The sequence below is a fragment of the Corynebacterium sp. ES2715-CONJ3 genome (assembly GCF_024814365.1).
GTDB lineage: Bacteria > Actinomycetota > Actinomycetes > Mycobacteriales > Mycobacteriaceae > Corynebacterium.
In genome coordinates, this window is record NZ_JANUXS010000001.1 from 128,597 (window position 1) to 147,039 (window position 18,443).

Annotated in this window: 17 protein-coding genes; 14 read left to right on the forward strand and 3 right to left on the reverse strand. The window is 53.4% G+C overall.

The features are described from left to right. Positions 1 to 55: 55 nt before the first annotated feature. From NXT00_RS00575 to NXT00_RS00590, 4 genes are read left to right on the forward strand one after another with little or no spacing between them, the layout of a single operon-like run. Positions 56 to 454 carry a YraN family protein gene (locus tag NXT00_RS00575; RefSeq protein WP_259157662.1) on the forward strand — a complete coding sequence of 133 codons (399 nt, stop codon included), beginning with the start codon at positions 56 to 58 and terminating at the stop codon, positions 452 to 454. After that, positions 444 to 1,976 carry a YifB family Mg chelatase-like AAA ATPase gene (locus NXT00_RS00580; protein ID WP_259076289.1) on the forward strand — a complete coding sequence of 511 codons (1,533 nt, stop codon included), beginning with the start codon at positions 444 to 446 and terminating at the stop codon, positions 1,974 to 1,976. Before NXT00_RS00575 ends, NXT00_RS00580 begins: the two co-directional genes overlap by 11 nt. Then, complete coding sequence (locus tag NXT00_RS00585) at positions 1,963 to 3,138, forward strand: DNA-processing protein DprA (protein WP_259157663.1); 1,176 nt, start codon at positions 1,963 to 1,965, stop codon at positions 3,136 to 3,138. Before NXT00_RS00580 ends, NXT00_RS00585 begins: the two co-directional genes overlap by 14 nt. Positions 3,139 to 3,182: 44 nt before the next feature. Next, positions 3,183 to 4,082 (forward strand): tyrosine recombinase XerC, encoded by a 900-nt coding sequence (locus NXT00_RS00590; protein WP_259076291.1) that lies wholly within the window; start codon positions 3,183 to 3,185, stop codon positions 4,080 to 4,082. Between the two features lie 42 nt (positions 4,083 to 4,124). Here the strand turns inward: NXT00_RS00590 and NXT00_RS00595 are convergent, their stop codons facing one another. Then, positions 4,125 to 4,664, reverse strand: coding sequence for a M23 family metallopeptidase (locus NXT00_RS00595; protein WP_259076292.1), 540 nt, complete (start codon positions 4,662 to 4,664; stop codon positions 4,125 to 4,127). A 413-nt stretch (positions 4,665 to 5,077) separates the two neighbouring features. Between NXT00_RS00595 and rpsB the strand changes: the two genes are divergently transcribed. The 5 genes from rpsB (at position 5,078) to NXT00_RS00620 (ending at position 9,773) form a co-directional block, all read left to right on the forward strand. Next, positions 5,078 to 5,902, forward strand: a complete 825-nt coding sequence (gene rpsB, locus NXT00_RS00600) for a 30S ribosomal protein S2 (RefSeq protein ID WP_259157664.1) — start codon at positions 5,078 to 5,080, stop codon at positions 5,900 to 5,902. A 281-nt stretch (positions 5,903 to 6,183) separates the two neighbouring features. After that, the gene (tsf, locus tag NXT00_RS00605) at positions 6,184 to 7,011 is read left to right on the forward strand and encodes a translation elongation factor Ts (protein WP_259076294.1); all 828 of its coding nucleotides are present in this window, start codon (positions 6,184 to 6,186) and stop codon (positions 7,009 to 7,011) included. Between the two features lie 319 nt (positions 7,012 to 7,330). After that, positions 7,331 to 8,065 (forward strand): UMP kinase, encoded by a 735-nt coding sequence (gene pyrH, locus NXT00_RS00610; protein WP_259076295.1) that lies wholly within the window; start codon positions 7,331 to 7,333, stop codon positions 8,063 to 8,065. A gap of 151 nt (positions 8,066 to 8,216) precedes the next feature. Beyond that, on the forward strand, positions 8,217 to 8,774 hold the full coding sequence (gene frr / locus NXT00_RS00615) for a ribosome recycling factor (RefSeq protein WP_259076296.1): 558 nt from the start codon (positions 8,217 to 8,219) through the stop codon (positions 8,772 to 8,774). 129 nt (positions 8,775 to 8,903) lie between these two features. Next, a complete protein-coding gene (locus NXT00_RS00620; protein ID WP_259076297.1) occupies positions 8,904 to 9,773 on the forward strand; it encodes a phosphatidate cytidylyltransferase in 870 nt (289 codons plus the stop codon). A gap of 67 nt (positions 9,774 to 9,840) precedes the next feature. Here the strand turns inward: NXT00_RS00620 and NXT00_RS00625 are convergent, their stop codons facing one another. After that, positions 9,841 to 10,269 carry a lipopolysaccharide assembly LapA domain-containing protein gene (locus NXT00_RS00625; RefSeq protein ID WP_259076298.1) on the reverse strand — a complete coding sequence of 143 codons (429 nt, stop codon included), beginning with the start codon at positions 10,267 to 10,269 and terminating at the stop codon, positions 9,841 to 9,843. 487 nt (positions 10,270 to 10,756) lie between these two features. On the opposite strand from NXT00_RS00625, the gene rlmN reads away from it, so the two are divergent. Continuing rightward, complete coding sequence (gene rlmN / locus NXT00_RS00630) at positions 10,757 to 11,869, forward strand: 23S rRNA (adenine(2503)-C(2))-methyltransferase RlmN (RefSeq protein ID WP_259157665.1); 1,113 nt, start codon at positions 10,757 to 10,759, stop codon at positions 11,867 to 11,869. Between the two features lie 57 nt (positions 11,870 to 11,926). Here the strand turns inward: rlmN and NXT00_RS00635 are convergent, their stop codons facing one another. After that, positions 11,927 to 12,349 (reverse strand): DUF2631 domain-containing protein, encoded by a 423-nt coding sequence (locus NXT00_RS00635; protein ID WP_259157667.1) that lies wholly within the window; start codon positions 12,347 to 12,349, stop codon positions 11,927 to 11,929. A gap of 338 nt (positions 12,350 to 12,687) precedes the next feature. On the opposite strand from NXT00_RS00635, the gene dxr reads away from it, so the two are divergent. The 4 genes from dxr (at position 12,688) to NXT00_RS00655 (ending at position 18,389) form a co-directional block, all read left to right on the forward strand. After that, complete coding sequence (dxr, locus tag NXT00_RS00640) at positions 12,688 to 13,851, forward strand: 1-deoxy-D-xylulose-5-phosphate reductoisomerase (protein WP_396124886.1); 1,164 nt, start codon at positions 12,688 to 12,690, stop codon at positions 13,849 to 13,851. Between the two features lie 22 nt (positions 13,852 to 13,873). Beyond that, positions 13,874 to 15,079, forward strand: a complete 1,206-nt coding sequence (locus NXT00_RS00645) for an RIP metalloprotease (protein WP_259157669.1) — start codon at positions 13,874 to 13,876, stop codon at positions 15,077 to 15,079. 165 nt (positions 15,080 to 15,244) lie between these two features. After that, on the forward strand, positions 15,245 to 16,435 hold the full coding sequence (ispG, locus tag NXT00_RS00650; protein ID WP_259076302.1) for a flavodoxin-dependent (E)-4-hydroxy-3-methylbut-2-enyl-diphosphate synthase: 1,191 nt from the start codon (positions 15,245 to 15,247) through the stop codon (positions 16,433 to 16,435). Between the two features lie 118 nt (positions 16,436 to 16,553). Next, a complete protein-coding gene (locus tag NXT00_RS00655; RefSeq protein WP_259076304.1) occupies positions 16,554 to 18,389 on the forward strand; it encodes a penicillin-binding transpeptidase domain-containing protein in 1,836 nt (611 codons plus the stop codon). Positions 18,390 to 18,443: the final 54 nt, after the last annotated feature.

Consider the following 18,443-nt stretch of genomic DNA (forward strand, 5'->3'; position numbering starts at 1 on the left):
AAAATCTGCGTCCAATCACTTTAAGTTTTATGCCTTGCTAGAGAAGAGCACCCCAATGTCTATAACCTCTTTATCTTCTTCAACTCAGCAACTGCCACCTCCAATACTCGCCACCGTCGGCGAGAACGCAGCCGTCTATTTTCTGCGGCGGCGAGGTCTTAAGATCCTTGGTCGCAATATCGCCTATCCATGCGGAGAGATCGATATTATCGCCTACGATCCCCTCCACCGCATACGTGTGGTGGTAGAAGTGAAAACTCGAAGCTCCTACACCTATGGAGCCGCTGAAGCAGTAGATCAGAAGAAACTACGGCGGATGCGGGCCACCGCGATTTTATGGGCGAAAACGCGAATTTTCCTGCCCATGCGATTTGACGTTATCACTGTGGTCACACGCGATGGTCGCTTCGCTGAGATCACCTGGTATCGAGGGGTGGACTCGGGTGCTCGCTAAAACTTATTCAGTAGCCTTTGATGGGATCAACTCCATACCCGTAGAAGTGGAAGCAAATATAGGGCCGGGTCTGCCTGGAACCTATATCGTAGGGATGGCGTCGGCCGCAGTTATCGAGGCTAAAGATCGCATAAAAACAGCCGCCCACAATCGCAACCTTCCTTGGCCGAAGACTAAGATCACGGTGAACCTCCTGCCCGGGGATATCAGCAAAACGGGCAACCACTTCGATGCCGCTATAGCCACCGCCATCTTAGTTGCGCAATCGGGAGACACAGATCTTCATAGGCGCGCCGCTCGCACCTTGATTGTGGGAGAAATCGGTTTAGATGGTCGCCTCCGCGGGGTTCGTGGGACCTTACCTGGAATACTGTGCGCTCATCGTAATAAAATACCAACAGCGATCATTCCTCATGCCAATATCGAAGAAGCTCAAGTAGCCGCCGGTATCGGCGTTGAGATCAGGGCGGCGAAGACTGTCGGCGATATCGTGGCTTGGCTACGAGGGGATATAGTCCTCCCAACCGTATCGAGTTGCCCCAACCCACAGACACCACCACAGGGTGTCGTTGATATGAACCAGATCATGGATCAATCAGTAGCGAAAGAGGCAGCCGAAATTGCGGCTGCTGGCGGTCACTCACTCTTTTTAACCGGGCCTAGGGGAAGTGGAAAATCCATGATCGCCGAGCGAATCCCCACTATTCTTCCCCCTTTGAATCAAGCGGAAGCCATTGAAACCGCAGCGATCTATGCTCGTGCAGGGCAGCGAATGAGCCATGAGGCATATCGTGCCCCCTTCGTAGCCCCACATCACAGCGTGAGCGCGGCGGCACTCATCGGAGGAGGACATGGGCACCCTAAGCCCGGTGCGGCATCGCTGGCACATCACGGAGTCCTCTTCCTCGATGAGGTTTCGGAGATCCCCGCTAGGGTGCTCGATCATCTTCGCGTCCCCCTTGAACAAGGATGCGTGCGCTTGCAGCGCCGCCACCGCATCATCGAATTACCAGCACAGTTTCTGCTCATTATGGCCGCCAACCTGTGCCGCTGTGCAGCACATGAAGTTAGTGAATGTACCTGCTCCGCCACTACGCGGGCCAAGTACCTGGCTAATATTTCTGGACCGCTGCGGGATCGGATCGATATCTATGCCAAGACTCATAGCCGCGGAACCGTCACCCCAGCGACTACTGTCGAGTCTTCTGCCAATATTGCCCAACGGGTGAGCCAAGCACGAAGTCGAGCGCGTTATCGTTGGGAAAAAGCGGGCTTCGGCCCAATGATCAATGCCACATTGGAGCCAGCGGTAGTGCGCCGAAACCACCCCGCAGACGACGAAGCCATGGCGATGATGAGTAGTTTTCTAGCCCGCGGACTCATCACACAACGAGGAGTTGATCGAATCTTAAAAATCGCTTGGACCCTCGCCGACCTCGAAGGTGCGCCGCAGCCTGGGGTAGATCATATCGCGCGTGCCAGTAAACTGCGCGGATCGGAGAGATCTTATGCCAATATCTGACTCAAGAATCGAAGCGTGGGCCTATCTATCGCGCGTCATCGAAGGTCCCAGCCGGCATCTCCAAGCCCTGATCGATCAAGGCCATGATATTGAGGAGATTGCGTGTGGAGTCAAAAAGCGGGCTCCGTGGATCGGCTCCTTAGCGGCTGCAACGGCCGCTCGCTATCATATTGATCGGGCGAAAGAGGACCTAGACAAAGCCCATGACTGCGGCGCTAGATTAATAACACCCGAGGACAAGGAATGGCCAGGTGAGCTTTTTGATTCGGGCTTCGGGTTCGCTGAGCGTGGCATGAGCCAGTCCCCAAAAGGTCAGCAACCTGACGCAGCGAGGCCCCATGCACTGTGGGTCAAGGGGGCAAATATTCGTGCTCTAACCGCTCAATCACTGACAGTGGTAGGAACTCGCGCTGTTTCCGCATACGGACGCGATGTCACTGAACTCATGGTTGCAGGGCTCGTCAAACACCAATGGACCATTATTTCCGGGGGAGCACTCGGCGTGGACACCATCGCACACGCTACAGCTCTCAACGCGGGTGGAGCGACCGTGGTCGTTCAGGCATGCGGAATCAATCGAAGCTATCCAGCGGCAAATAGGGCACTGTTTCGGTCCATAGCGAAATCCCCTGGTGGGGCACTCATCAGCGAATACCCTCCAGATGCGCCGCCGTATCGGCACCGCTTCCTCACGCGCAACCGGCTCGCGGCAGTTCTTGGGCAAGGAACCGTTGTCACTCAAGCCGCATGGCGTTCCGGGGCTCTCAATACCCTGCAGTGGGCGGCAAGTCTCGGCCGCCAGCCCATGGCAGTTCCAGGCCCTATCACGGATATCAATTCCTTTGGGTGCTTGGAGAAAATAAAAACTGGTGAAGCGCAGATGGTTCGATCCCCGAACGAGGTCAGAGAACTCGTACAACCTCTGGGTACCATCGACCCCGAAGCACAATACGAGCTCGATTTTGCACCCACAGCGGTCCAAAGACTTTCTCGGAACGAATTGCGGGTCTACGATTCCACACATACGCAGCCATTAAGCGCAACTGATATAGCCGAACGTGCAGGATTACCCGTGGGATTAACCATGCACCTCCTTATTGAATTGCACGGGAAAAATATGGTGAGCCGGAAGCGCAATTATTGGATTCGCGGCGAAAGCTAACGGTGCTCTAGACCTTTAGGCTCACATCCGCCTACGCTAGAGATATGACGGGTTCAGATAAGGAATACGGCCAACTCGAGACCGCAATAGCAGATTATCTCACCCACCTCGAAGTTGTGGTGGGGCGTTCACCGGCGACCGTAAGAGGTTACCGCGCCGATCTGCGCGATTTTGCAGCCACCTACCGCAACTTCACGGACTTCAGTCTCAAAAATTTACGGGCATGGCTTGCGGGTGCGGTTGAATCTGGAAAATCCCGGGCCACCATGGCAAGACGAATCGCTGCAATCCGTAGTTTTTCTACCTGGGCTTTTAAAAAAGGTTATATCCAAGGCGATATTGCCCAACGCCTGCAAAGCCCCACCCCGGCGCGCAATCTCCCCCACGTCGTACCCGCACCTAAGATTAATCAACTCATGACAGCCTCCGCAGCCACCCGCGAGCCGGAGTACCTGCGCGATCACGCAATCTTGGAACTTCTTTATGCCACGGGAATCCGCGTATCCGAACTCTGCGGTATCGACTTGGGAGACTTCGACTTCACCAGAATGGTCGTTACAGTCACCGGCAAGGGCAATAAGCAGCGCGTCGTTCCCTTCGGAGACCCGTGCCGAACAAGCCTTATAACCTACCGCGATCAAGCCCGAGCAGAGTTAATCAAAGAATCCACTCCCGCCTTCTTCCTCGGTTCCAGAGGCGCACGTATTAATCCGCGTGTGGTACGGCGGTTAGTTGAGCGCGCCGGGCTGGAATTGCGCATCGCGGGGCTAGGGCCACACGCTGTCCGCCATAGTGCAGCCACCCATATGTTGGACGGTGGTGCAGACCTGCGAATGGTGCAGGAACTCTTAGGTCATTCATCGTTAAACACAACGCAAATCTATACCCATGTCTCTTCCCAACGGCTCTATGAGGCCTACAAGCAATCGCATCCCCGAGCCTAGTAGTCACGAGGGTATTGATGTTGTACGGGTCGACGGTGGATTTCAGATTTTCATGTGATTCCATGGTTTGAGGCGGATATCTATATCCGCAAGAAGAGAAAGTGGATCAATATAGCGATCGGAGGCTATTTTGGCACCCCAGTGCAATCCGTCATGGTCTCGCCCCGAATTTCCTAAGGTTCCTAGGACCTGACCTTTATACACCGGATCTCCGTTAGAGAGGGTACTGTCGACAGGCGTATAGGTGGTGCGTACCCCGTTCGGATGCTGGATAGAGATTGACGGCACTCCGGCAACTGAGCCCGAAAAATATACCTCCCCCTCACCGGCAGCTACAACCGGTGCTCCGCGACTGGCGCGAAGATCCACCCCGCGGTGCCCAGCGTGCCAGTTGTGTTCGAGATCATCGAAGCCGTGGATGACAAAGGAGACGGTTGAAGTGCCAGTGATCGGGTCTATGAACGCCGCTTGGCTAGATGAATAGAGTTCATTCGGAGTCGCGGCGACGACGCCGTCGATAGAGAGAACACTCAATCCCGCCGATATTATGACGATCAATTTGATGTTTGTGAGCATAGCCATAATGACAGTGCACCACTACGGCCGCCTCTGCGCCTGTGCTCGTAACTGCTGTGAGCCACAAATGTGGATAACTGTGTCCTTTCAAAAAGATTAAGTCGACCGACTATATGGCGGGTTTTCGACTTGATTAGCTTACTTAGCTCCGCTAGAATTCACCAACGGCAGTGTGTGCTTTGGATACGTCTTGGATATGTCCTAGCATTCACGTGCTTAAATTTCGCGCAGTCACGTGTACTCCAGTCGTATCAAACGCACTTTGTGTGGGGATGTGCCAGGAATACGCCGGTGATCAGTGACATGGTCCGTGAATCCTAATATTTCAGGGTGTAACGGTGTTACTGTCGGTGCTGGCTGCTAGGAACTGGGGAAAGCCCAGTGATATATAACCAAAATTACTAGAGAAAGGAAGCACCATGGCAGTTGTATCCATGCGCGAGCTTCTCGATTCTGGTGTGCACTTCGGCCACCAGACTCGTCGTTGGAACCCAAAGATGCGTCGCTTTATCTTCACCGAGCGCAATGGCATCTATATCATCGACTTACAGCAAACCCTGACGTTCATCGATGAGGCTTATGAGTTCGTCAAAGAGACCGTCGCTCACGGCGGCACCATCCTCTACGTTGGAACCAAAAAGCAGGCTCAAGAGCCCATTGCTAACGAAGCCGAGCGCGTTAGGATGCCCTATGTGAACCACCGCTGGTTGGGTGGCATGCTCACCAACTTCCAGACTGTTTCCAAGCGTCTGCACCGCATGAAGGAATTGCAGGCCATGGATGCCGCTGAGAACGGCTACGAAGGCCGCACGAAGAAGGAAGTCCTCATGCTCACCCGTGAGCGGACCAAGCTTGAGCGCGTACTTGGTGGCATTGCCGATATGACCAAAGTTCCTTCCGCCTTGTGGGTAGTTGACACCAACAAGGAGCATATTGCCGTAGCCGAGGCACATAAGCTCAATATTCCAGTGGTTGCCATTCTTGACACCAACTGTGACCCTGACGTTGTGAACTTCCCAGTTCCTGGCAACGACGATGCTATCCGTTCCATTGCAGTTTTGACCCGGGTCATTTCTCACGCCGTTATTGAAGGCAAGAAAGCCCGCGAAGAGCGCGCTCTGGCAGCTGCTAAAGACGCAGCTGGCGAGAAGGAGGACAAGGTAGAGGTAGCCGCTAAGGTGGAGGCCCCTGCCGAGGTTGCTGAGGAAGCTAAAGAGGCGCAGCAGGAAGCTGAAGCCAAATAAGTACTTCCCACCATCAAGCCTCCGAGCTCCTACTCGATAACAGCCAAGCCCCGAGGGGATAACGAGACTATAGATGCAGCGCCTCACCGGTTCAGCCACGAAAACTTTGGCGGCTATATATATTGGTGGGGCGCTCATTCTTTTCCTTTCGCTTAAAACGCGGAACAGAGAAAGAATCACAAACAAATACATCGTATTTCAGTGCGAGTCTGCTCCATGATGAGTACTCTAGGCACAGAGATATTAGTAAAAATTCCAACAACTGAGGAGGATCGCCCCCTATGGCGAACTACACCGCTGCAGACGTAAAGAAGCTGCGCGAAATCACCGGATCCGGCATGCTGGCCTGCAAGAATGCGTTGGCTGAAACCGACGGTGACTTTGAGAAGGCCGTCGAAATTCTGCGCATTAAAGGCGCTAAAGATGTCGGAAAGCGTGCAGAGCGCAACGCATCCGAAGGTCTCATCGCGGTCTCTGGCAATACAATGGTTGAGGTTAACGCCGAGACCGACTTCGTGGCAAAGAACGCTGAATTCAAAGAATTTGGCCAGAGTGTTGCCGATGCCGCTGCTCGCGTGAATGCTAATACCCCCGAGGAGCTGGCTGCTGCACCTCTCGGTGATAAGACTGCTGGTGAGGCAATCCTGGAACTCTCGGCAAAAATCGGCGAGAAGCTCGAACTCCGCCGCGCCGTTACCCTCGCCGGTGAGAAGGTTTCCGTTTATCTGCACCACCGTTCCGCTGACCTGCCACCATCAGTCGGTGTCATGGTTGCCTACACCGGTGAAGGAGAGGCCGCTGAAGAGGCTGCTCACTCCGCCGCGATGCAAATTGCTGCACTCAAGGCTCAGTACCTAACTCGCGAAGATATCCCAGAAGATGTTTTGGATAAGGAGCGCCACGTCGCTGAAGAGATCACTCGCGCCGAAGGTAAGCCAGAGGCTGCAATCGCCAAAATTGTAGAAGGCCGTCTTGGCGGCTTCTACAAGGACGTCGTTCTTCTCGAGCAGCCTTCTGTTGCGGATAGCAAGAAGACTGTCAAGGCACTGATGGACGCCGCTGGCGTTACCATTACCGCTTTTGCCCGCTTCGAGGTTGGCCAGCACTAAAAGTAATTCACTGACCAATCTGCGACTTCGCTTCCTCCCCTCCGCACGGAGATAGAGGGAGCGAAGTCGCTTTTTACCGCCTGATACAGCTATATCGGTTGGGTAGGTGAGGGGTCCATAGGAACGATTGTGTCCTCGAGGGAACCAAGGTTTTATCAGGGATAAGGTAAAATAAAGAATTTGAGACTGCTGTCTCATCCTCACCGCGGTCAATTGGTGGCGAGGACGAGATGAACTCCACAAAGCGGTTTGTCTTCCCTCTTAAAGAGAAGTGCAGGATAACCGCGATCGTTGAATATGAGGAAAGGCGCTGTGGACTATGACAATAACTGAATTTGAGGAACCTCGTACTGGCTATAAGCGGGTCATGCTTAAGCTGGGTGGTGAAATGTTCGGCGGGGGAGCAGTGGGTATCGATCCAGACGTTGTTTCCAATGTGGCACGTCAAATCGCTGGGGTTGCCCGCTCCGGAGCACAAATCGCAGTAGTCATTGGCGGCGGCAATTTTTTCCGGGGCGCCCAATTACAGCAGCGAGGCCTCGACCGTAATCGCTCCGATTATATGGGAATGCTGGGGACCGTCATGAACTGTCTCGCACTGCAAGATTTTCTGGAACGAGAAGGTATTGAATGCCGCGTACAAACGTCCATCAATATGGCTCAAATAGCGGAACCGTACCTGCCCCTGCGTGCCAAGCGCCATCTGGAAAAAGGGCGAGTGGTTATCTTCGGGGCGGGGATGGGTATGCCCTATTTCTCAACGGATACCACAGCTGCACAGCGCGCACTCGAGATCGACTGCGAGGTGCTCCTGATGGCTAAGGGCGTGGATGGGGTCTATTCTGATGATCCCCGCCAGAATCCTAACGCTGTGCTGTATGAGTCTATAACCCCTCGTGAGGTACTAGAAAAGAGCCTCAAAGTAGCCGATACTACCGCCTTCTCCCTCTGCATGGACAATAATATGCCGATCCTCGTCTTCAATCTCCTCACCGAAGGCAATATTGCCCGTGCTATTGCTGGCGAGAAAATTGGAACCTTGGTGAAATCCTAGGCCCTGGGCTCAGACTCTCAACCAGTAGCTAGATTTAAAAGTCGGCATCGACCATTGCACCCGGTCGGGCCACAGTACCCAAAAGATTGTTATGGGAGAAAAGAATTTCCCCCATAACGCATACCATTACCAACACATAGAAGAAGGAAAAATGTTAGACGATATTCTCCTCGAGTGCGAAGAACGCATGAGCAACTCCGTCGAGCACACCCGAGAGGATTTGGTGACCATTCGAACCGGTCGCGCTAATCCCGCCATGTTCAATGGAGTCATCGCAGACTACTACGGTGTGCCCACTCCGATCACCCAAATGTCGACCATTTCGGTGCCAGAAGCAAGAATGCTCCTGATCAAGCCTTATGAAATGTCCATGATGGGCGAAATAGAGAATGCGATCCGCAACTCCGATCTTGGTGTTAATCCGACCAACGACGGACAAGTGCTGCGAGTGACCATCCCACAGCTCACCGAAGAGCGTCGCAAGGATATGGTTAAATTAGCTAAATCCAAAGGCGAGGATGGCAAGATTGCCATCCGTAATATTCGTCGCAAGGGGATGGATCAGTTTAAGAAGATCCAAAAAGACGGCGACGCCGGTGAGGACGAAGTCAACTCTGCCGAAAAGGAACTTGATAAGCTCACAGCTAAATATGTTGCCGCTGTTGATGAAGTAGTAGGCAAAAAAGAATCCGAACTCATGGAAGTTTAATCCACATATCACCGACCCCGAATTCGGCCGTTATCGATATGAGGAAAACGGCTCGGCCCGCACAAGCCTTCTGATCCTCTCATATTCTCTGAGGATCTATGGCGCGTGCGTGATTGAAGGAAATGATTAATGCCGTCCACACCTCGCCGCTTACCTAGGCCTAGGAATTCTGCGGGGCGCGATCTCAAACAAGCGATTCTGATTGGAGTCGCCCTCTTTGTGCTCGCTGCCCTCGCAATGTTCTCGGGACCTCATGGTTGGTACCTCTTCGTCTCCATCGCCATCTCCATTGCTATGTGGGAAGTGATGTCGCGGTTGAATGAAAAGGGCTATATCGTCCAACGCTGGTGGCTGCAAATTGGGGGCCAACTGATGCTGTGGCTCAGTCTCTTCTTTGGCCCCAAGGGGTTAGTCTCCGGATTTGTCACGGCCGTGTTATTACTAATGTTCTCTAGACTCTTCCACCACGGACGCCACGCCCCGCCACAAAACTATTTGCGTGATACCGCTATGGGAATCTTTGTCCTTACGTGGGTCCCGTTATTTGGTAGCTTTGCTGCGATGATGTCTTTGCTTGAGGGCGACGGCGGAATAAGCGGGACGATGTTTATTGCTACCTTCGCGCTGTGCGTGATTGCCTCCGACACGGGTGGATATATCGTCGGGGTGCTCATCGGCTCTCACCCCATGGCTCCGGCCGTTAGCCCCAAAAAGAGCTGGGAGGGCTTTGCAGGCTCCGTAATTTTTGGGGTAGCTACTGGAGCCATGAGTGTGCACTTTCTCCTCGGCTACGAATGGTTCTGGGGGATAGCTCTGGGGATTGGTCTTGTTATTTGTGCCACTCTGGGTGATCTCGTTGAATCCCAATTTAAGCGCGAATTAGGAATTAAGGATATGTCGGACTTGCTCCCTGGCCATGGTGGCGTCATGGATCGCTTTGACGGCATGCTGCCCGCAGCCATGGTGACGTGGTTAGTCTTGAGTTTTATTGCAAGCTAAATATCAAATGAGAAAACCGTAGCGCCGAGGGAGCTACGGTTTTTTCGATCTTTTTTAAAGCGAAGAACTAGATGTGGTGAGCAGCTTTCTTCACTTGACTGCGCAATTGTAGAATGCGTACACCGCCGACCAAAGCCATAATAAGTGCGCCTGCAATAGCTGCGAGAAGGAAGCCAACCCCAGCTGGGAACGTAAAGTTCCAAGCGAATAAGACCAGTTCAATTTGTTGCTGATTTTGCAGGATGAAGACCAAAAGAACAATAAGAAGCAGCGCCCCTAGGATCAAGGCCACCCACGTGCCACCGGCAATAGAGCTTTTTACCTCGGATGTGGAAGATGTCGCGCTCGCTTTATCCTCGTTGACCGCGGTGGCAGGCGTCACAGCTGCACCTTCATGGACAACAGGGGTGATTGAAGTCGCGGGATTTGCATCGCCAGGGTTGACCACGACCGGATCGGCGTCTAGGGGATGAGATTCGGGATTAAGTTGATTCATATTATTAATTCAACGTTAAGCAGCGGAACAACGCAACTATTTTTCACAGCTAAACCACCACAATCCCCCAATCGTATAAAGCTGGCCCCAAGGGGTATTGCCCGCGACCTTCTCAAGGTTCTCCCAACCCAAGTGGCAACTGTCAGTTTTAAAAGTTTAAGATATGGACTCTATCGAAGGGAGAGGGCTCATACTAAGGGAAATATCGCCTGGACGCACAGCCTACTAGCAGCCCTGATATATATACCATCACCATCGCGTGCAATGCCCCTAAATATTTGCGGAAGTTCAGAGTGATCGTTACCGGCGCCTGCTATATACAGGGTGAGCATTAGAACGAAAAATATAACCGTCCGATAGCTCCATCGCAACGGTGTTGGAGCTCGCGGCGGCAGATGGAATCTGGAGCACGCCTGGCACGGCTGGGTAGAACGAGAATCTGTGCTTAATCGACCTTTGCATCAAAACATGAAAAGATGGAGTGACTATGGCTACTGCAATTCCTCTCAATTTCTCCACCCCACGGCGATCCATGCCACCTACTCACTTTGCTGACTTAAGCACCGCGGAGCGTCAGGCTGCAGCCGAAGCGATGGGGCTGCCCAGGTTTCGGATCAATCAGCTAGCCAAACATTATTACGGGCGTCTCGAATCCGACCCGCGCACCATGACCGATCTACCTGCGAAGGATCGTGAACGTGTGGCGGAAAAGCTTTTTCCACCGTTGATGAGGCAGGTGCGGGTAGTCGAGGCTGATGATGGGGAGACCCAAAAAACCTTATGGCGACTGCACGACGGGACTCTCCTGGAGTCAGTATTAATGCGCTATCCACAACGCGCAACCTTGTGTATCTCCTCTCAGGCGGGCTGTGGAATGGCATGTCCGTTCTGCGCGACTGGGCAGGGAGGGCTGGATCGCAATTTATCCACCGGAGAAATCGTCGATCAGGTGCGCGCCGCGGCCGCAACGATGGCTAGTGAGGGTGGACGCCTCTCCAATATCGTATTTATGGGAATGGGAGAACCGCTAGCGAACTATAAGCGTGTGGTTTCTGCAGTGCGCCAAATTACGCAACCCGTTCCCGAGGGTTTTGGAATATCGCAGCGAAATGTAACCGTCTCGACGGTGGGTCTCGCACCTGCGATTCGCAAGTTAGCGGACGAAGATCTCTCCGTTACACTAGCCGTTTCACTGCATACCCCCGACGATGAGTTGCGCGATAGCTTAGTCCCCGTCAATAACCGTTGGGCGGTAGAGGAGGTCCTCGACGCCGCCGCTTATTATGCGGATCGGTCCGGACGGCGCGTTTCCATCGAATATGCACTCATCAGAGATATCAACGATCAAGGGTGGCGCGCTGATCTTCTAGGCAAACGATTACACAAGGCGCTCGGATCCAAGGCGCATGTGAATCTCATTCCCCTCAATCCGACCCCCGGGTCTCAATGGGACGCATCGCCTGTAGAACGCCAGGAAGAGTTTGTACGCCGTGTTATCGCTCAGGGCGTTACGTGCACAGTTCGCAATACCAAGGGCCAGGAGATAGCCGCCGCCTGTGGGCAGCTTGCCGCCGATGAACTGAGCCAATCATCGCAGTAGAATTATAAAAAAAGGAACGGCCAAATCGGCCGTTCCTTTTTTTAAGATGCGTAGCGCTTAGTTGTCGAGGGCACGCAAGTGTGCCACACGCGAAGGCTCGATATTGAGAGCGCGCAACTCAGAGTCTTTCAGCTGAGCATAAGGGCCAGAGACCGTGGCTTGAAGATAGGCCCAGTCTGGTTCCTCATAGCCTAAGGGCTTATTGCGCGCGGTGAGAGTCCGCGTTTGTTTACCCTGGGGCTCGAAGATCTGCCACAGCAGTCCGACGGCAATAAGAGCCGCGAAAGTAAAGAGATAAAAGGTTTCTACATGTCCGGTATGATTACCAAAATTGTAGGCCAACAGGATAAATACAGTGGTCCATCCAGATAGCTGGACAGCGTGGCGGCCTAGATGGTGCCACCCCCATGCAGCCGAAGGCTCATCCAAAGTGGACACACCATTATGAACTTCCGGGGTGATTTCGTGTGAACCTGCCACGCTAGTCTCCTTATATTACTTACTGATACTTCGCTACTAATAATACTGGTTATACGTCACCATTTTGGCATATCGGTACCGCAAATGCGAGGTGGGTCTAAACCCCATGCGCTGCAGAAGGATCCAGCACATACCGTATATGCGCTTTATTGTGCTCGAAGCCTTGGTGGCACCATCATGAATCCTGATGACGTCACTTAGTGCGATCACATCCATCCACCAAAAGTACAGCCACTATAGGGGGATGGTGGCTATTATCGATAGGATTGAGATCCGCATTTTACCCAGTTACAGGCAACTATTCTCCAGTTGGGCACATTAGTGGAACAATAGAAAAGATGAGCAAGCGAATTTTAATTTTGGGCAGTACGGGCTCGATCGGCACCCAGGCCCTCGAGGTGATCGCCGATAACCCCGATAAATTCACGGTATGTGGCATAGCTGCCGGTGGTCGCAACCCAGAACTTATCATCTCTCAGGCTCGTGCTCTCGGTTTGACCCCCGATCACATAGCTGTCGCTGACCCCGCAGCGGCCGCGGTAGTCTCTCAAGCTCTCGGTGGAGCAGTACTCCAAGGATCCGATTCTGCGAAGGAACTTGTGGAGGCAGTACCCGCCGATACCGTTTTGAACGCGCTGGTAGGCTCCATGGGCTTGGCTGCAACGATGGCCACGCTAGCCAGCGGTGCTTATTTGGCTTTGGCTAATAAAGAATCCCTTGTCGCAGGTGGACGTTTGGCCATAGCAGCAGCTGAGCCGGGTCAGATCATCCCTGTAGACTCCGAACACTCCGCCATGGCACAGTGTCTTCTAGCTGGACACCGCGAAGAAGTAGCGCGCATCGTACTTACGGCCTCAGGGGGTCCCTTCCGTGGTTGGACACGACAGCAAATGTGGGATGTCAGCCCTCAGCAGGCGGCCAATCATCCCACGTGGTCCATGGGGCAGATGAATACCCTAAATTCAGCTTCGATGGTGAATAAGGGGCTAGAGCTAATCGAAGCCACCTTGCTTTTCGATATCGCTCCGGATCTCATTGAAGTCACCGTGCACCCGCAATCTATAGTGCATTCCATGATCACCTTCCACGACGGGGCAACTATTGCTCAGGCTTCGCCCCCTTCGATGAAACTGCCTATTTCTCTGGCACTCAACTGGCCTCACCGCGTGAAGGAGGCTCAACCAGCCCTCCAATTTTCCCACCAGCATATGTGGGAATTTGAGCCCCTCGATGATGAGGCATTTCCTGCCGTGCGTCTTGCTCGACTAGCAGCTGGCGAAGGTGGAACCTATCCAGCAGTGTATAACGCAGCCAATGAACAAGCGGCTGCTGCCTATTTGAAAGGGTCCATTAAATTCCCGCAGATCGTCGACACCGTGGATGAGATACTCTCCCAAGCCCCAGCTTTTGCCGAACCCGCCACCACAATCGACGAGGTCCTCGCCGTTGAGCGAGAGGCGAGGCTGCGCACGGACCAATTCCTCAGGACCATAACTAGGTAATTTTGCGGAGAAAGATAATTAGATGAGCTATATAGCAGGAGTTATACTGTTCGCCCTAGGAATTGCACTCACAATCGCTTTGCACGAGTGGGGGCACTATTTTGCGGCTCGGTCTTTTCATATGAAGGTGCGGCGCTATTTCATCGGATTCGGACCCACCCTCTTTTCCGTGCATCGCGGGCACACAGAATACGGCTTGAAGATGATCCCTCTCGGTGGTTTCTGCGAGATTGCTGGGATGACCAATCAGGACGAGGTCACCGCGGAGGAGGCCCCCTATGCGATGCGTAATCGGCCGTGGTGGCAGCGTGTCATCGTCATGATGGGAGGAATCGCGATGAACCTCCTGATTGCCGTCACAATCCTCTATGGCATAGCTGTATCTTCTGGCTTGCCCGACCCACGTGCAGATGTGCGTGCCACTGTGGCGAGCACTGGGTGCGTCGCTGAAATACAGCGAGCGGATGGATCCCTCAGTGAATGTTCCGGCCTCGGGCCCGCGGGGGAGGCGGGGATTCAGCCAGGTGATAAGATCATCGCCGCAAACGGCAATCCCCTCGGAAATTTCGGTGAGCTGCGACAGTATATTCTCGACAAACCGGGTAAAGTGATCGAGCTCAGTATAGAACGAGCTGGAGAGGTGCAGGATATAACGGTGCAGGTGGCCGCGGCTCGCAGGATTACCACCACGGGTGAATCCGTGACGGTTGGAGCTATTGGAATTAGCAGCGCCCCGCTTGATTATATCAAGCGATTTGGCCCCATCGAAGCAGTATCGGCCACGGCCTCCTTCACCAATACCGCAGTCAAGGAAACCGCTCGCGGACTTGCACAGTTCCCAGCGAAGATCCCCGGCGTCGTAGCCTCTATTTTTGGCGCAGAGCGTGCTCAAGATGGTCCTATTAGTGTGGTGGGAGCTTCGAGAGTAGGCGGCGAATTAGTAGAGCGATCTTTATGGGCTATGTTTTTTATGATGCTTGCCAGCCTTAATCTTTTCCTCGCATTTTTTAATCTCGTACCATTACCGCCTCTCGATGGCGGACATATTATTGTGGTGCTCTACGAGAAAGTGCGAGATTTCTTCCGCGCCCTCCGCGGCCTAGCCCCAGCCGGACCAGCCGATTACACCAAACTCATTCCGGTCACCTTATTTTTTGCAGGTTTACTGACTATTGTCGGAGTGCTTGTTATCGTGGCCGATATAGTGAACCCAGTTCGGTTATTCTAATGCTGAGCTTTAGCTATCGCTCGCTTATATCTTAGGGAAACCTAAGGTATAGGCACTGCCAAGCGCTGCCCACGTCGGTGGTAGGCTATGAAAAAGAAGCACCGGTTTACTAACTCATTAAGTCCGATTTGAGGCTTCGCACATTTTTCATTTCCCCCTTGGGGAATGACGGATAAAGGAGTAACTGTTTCAGTGTCTACCTCGATAGGTTTAGGTCTTCCCTCAACTCCGCCCCGAGTTTTGGCCCCACGGCGCACCACCCGTCAACTGCAGGTTGGTAGCGTAGGCGTCGGTTCCGAATATCCCATCTCAGTTCAATCAATGACAACCACCAAGACGCACGATATCAATGCCACCCTGCAGCAAATTGCGCAGCTTACGGCATCAGGCTGCGATATCGTACGCGTTGCCTGCCCCAAACCCATCGACGCTGAAGCGCTGCCGATTATTGCGAAGAAATCGCCCATTCCAGTGATTGCCGATATTCACTTTCAGCCGAAATATATTTTCGCAGCTATCGAAGCAGGCTGTGCGGCAGTGCGTGTTAATCCAGGAAATATCAAGGAATTCGACGGCCGAGTTAAAGAGGTGGCCCTAGCGGCCGGTGAAGCTGGGGTTCCCATTCGGATCGGTGTTAACGCTGGATCCCTCGATAAGCGCCAACTAGAGAAATATGGGAAAGCCACGCCTGAGGCCCTCGTGGAATCTGCGCTGTGGGAGGCTTCTCTATTTGAAGAACACGGATTCGGCGACATTAAGATCTCTGTCAAACACAACGACCCAGTCATCATGGTGGAAGCCTACCGCCAACTAGCTGCGCAGTGTGATTACCCGCTTCATCTTGGCGTGACCGAGGCCGGCCCAGCCTTCCAAGGCACGATCAAGTCTGCTGTTGCCTTTGGTGCACTCTTATCCGAGGGAATCGGCGATACGATTAGGGTGTCACTGTCGGCGGATCCAAAAGAAGAAGTCAAAGTTGGCGACCAAATCCTGCAATCGCTGGGACTTCGTGAACGTGGCCTCGAAATTGTTTCATGCCCATCCTGCGGACGTGCTCAAGTTGACGTGTATACCCTAGCCGAAGAAGTATCGGCTGCTCTTGACGGCATGAATATTCCACTGCGAGTCGCTGTTATGGGTTGCGTGGTCAATGGACCTGGGGAAGCCCGAGACGCCGATCTGGGAGTAGCTTCCGGTAATGGCAAGGGGCAAATCTTTGTCAAGGGAGAAGTTATAAAGACGGTTCCGGAATCCCAGATAGTGGAAACTTTGATCGAAGAAGCTATGAAGATTGCTGAGGCTGAGGGCCTCGAAATCAAAGAGGGTGGAACCACTAAAGTTTCCATCACATCCTAAAGATTTCCTCCACGCATATAACCCGACGGTCCCGCTTCAAGACCGTCGGGTTTTGTCTCGATCAAAGAAATAGGTGCGCCATCGCAATAAGCACATGGCTGAGTGCTAAAATTTTCCCATGATCAGAGCTTTATTGCGGTCACCGCAGGCCCTTGTATGCGCCGTTTTCCTCATCGCTTCGCTTACGGCCTGTACCCCTAAACCAGCCGCAGTAAAGCCAATAGCGCAAGAATTTCTCTCCCATTTTATCGACCAAGATTTCGCCGCAGCCGCTGCTCTTACCGATATACCGAAAGACGCGGAAAATGTCCTCGCGGAAACTTTCCAAGGGCTGCAAGCCGACGCTCTCGAGGCTACTATCACGAAGGTCGAGGCGCGTGAAACTCTAGCTACAGTCTACTACCAGCTCACATGGATTATCCCGCGCGAGCGCACTTTGGAATATGAGAGCTCTCTGGTTTTAAATAAATTCAACGATCAGTGGGTGATCCGTTGGCAGCCCTCGATAATTCACCCGCGCTTAGGGGCCAATCAGCACCTAGAGTTACGTGCCATTAATGCCCAACGGGCAAGCATCATTTCCTCTGATGGGGCAGCAGTACTCGTTCCGGGAGTTGTGGATCGGATCCTGGTCGATCTCGATCAAGTAGGGGATCGACGAGCAATGGCACGGGCCATTGCGGCAGCATTCGCCGAGATTCACCGCACTGATCCCAACGCTCTCCTTATCGATGAGGCCACTCTAGCCGCTAATCTACAAGAAGCCAGCGGAGTTTACTCGGTGACCACCGCGCGCAAGGAAATATCAGCTCAGATCAAGGCTATTTTGGGAGGAAAACCGGGAATAATTTTCCACGAAGAAGCAGCGATGGTGTCAACAGATCCGGGATTTGCGCCCGAGATCGTGTCCCGTGTGGCCCACCTCGTCAACGATCGTCTCGACGGAGTCAACGGCTGGCGTATCGTGGTGGTGACCCACGATGGAGCGGTGATTGATACCATCGAGCACCACGAACCAGATACTGCTCCCGCCATCGAGATTAGTTTGGATCATCTTGTGCAACGGGCTGCGGAGGAAGCCGTGGCGATGCGCAGTGAGCAACAAGCCATAATTCTCGCACTACGCCCCACAACGGGAGAGATTTTGGCGGTGGCTCAAACAAAAGAAGCAGATAAACAAGGTGCCCTCGGCCTGACGGGCCTATTCCCACCTGGTTCGACATTTAAAATTATCACCGCTGCAGCGGGTATCGAACAAGGGGGCCTTCACCCCGACACTGTGGTCCCTTGCCCTGGTTCGATGAATATCTATGGACGCATAGTCAATAACTATAATGGCTTCAGCCTCGGAAATGTTCCCTTAGAAACCGCGTTTGCGCGTTCCTGCAACACGACATTCGCACAGATATCAACCGACTTGCACGCAGGAGAACTGCAGGCTGTCGCTAAGGAATTCGGCCTCGGAGTGGACTATGAGATCCCGGGACTCGCCACCGTGACTGGCTCGGTCCCCACAGGGGAGAAGCCCCTTGAACGTACAGAGTCCGGCTACGGCCAAGGAGAGGTTTTAGTCAGTCCATTTGGGCTTGCTTTGGCCTCGTCGACCGCCGCAACCGGAAAAACTCCACTCCCGTGGCTGATCTCTGGGTTTGACACCAAGGTAACAGGAAAGAAGAAAGATCCCGATCCAGCTACTATCGAACAATTGCGGGCTCTAATGGGTGCCGTGACCGAACCAGGGGGCACGGCCGCCGGAATGCGCGCTGGTGGAAAGATTTTCGCGAAGACAGGCGAGGCCGAAATTAACTCAGGATCCCACTCATGGTTTACAGGGTATCGTGATGATATCGCATTTGCCACGCTCATCGTCCTCGGTGGGGGTTCAGAATCGGCTGTAGCGATGACCGATCGCTTCTTTAGTCGTCTCGATGAGCTAAGAGAGGGCGGGCAATAGGAAGATGATCTGGTCGGGTAGAAAATCGCGACCTGAAGCGGGGGCGTACTACGA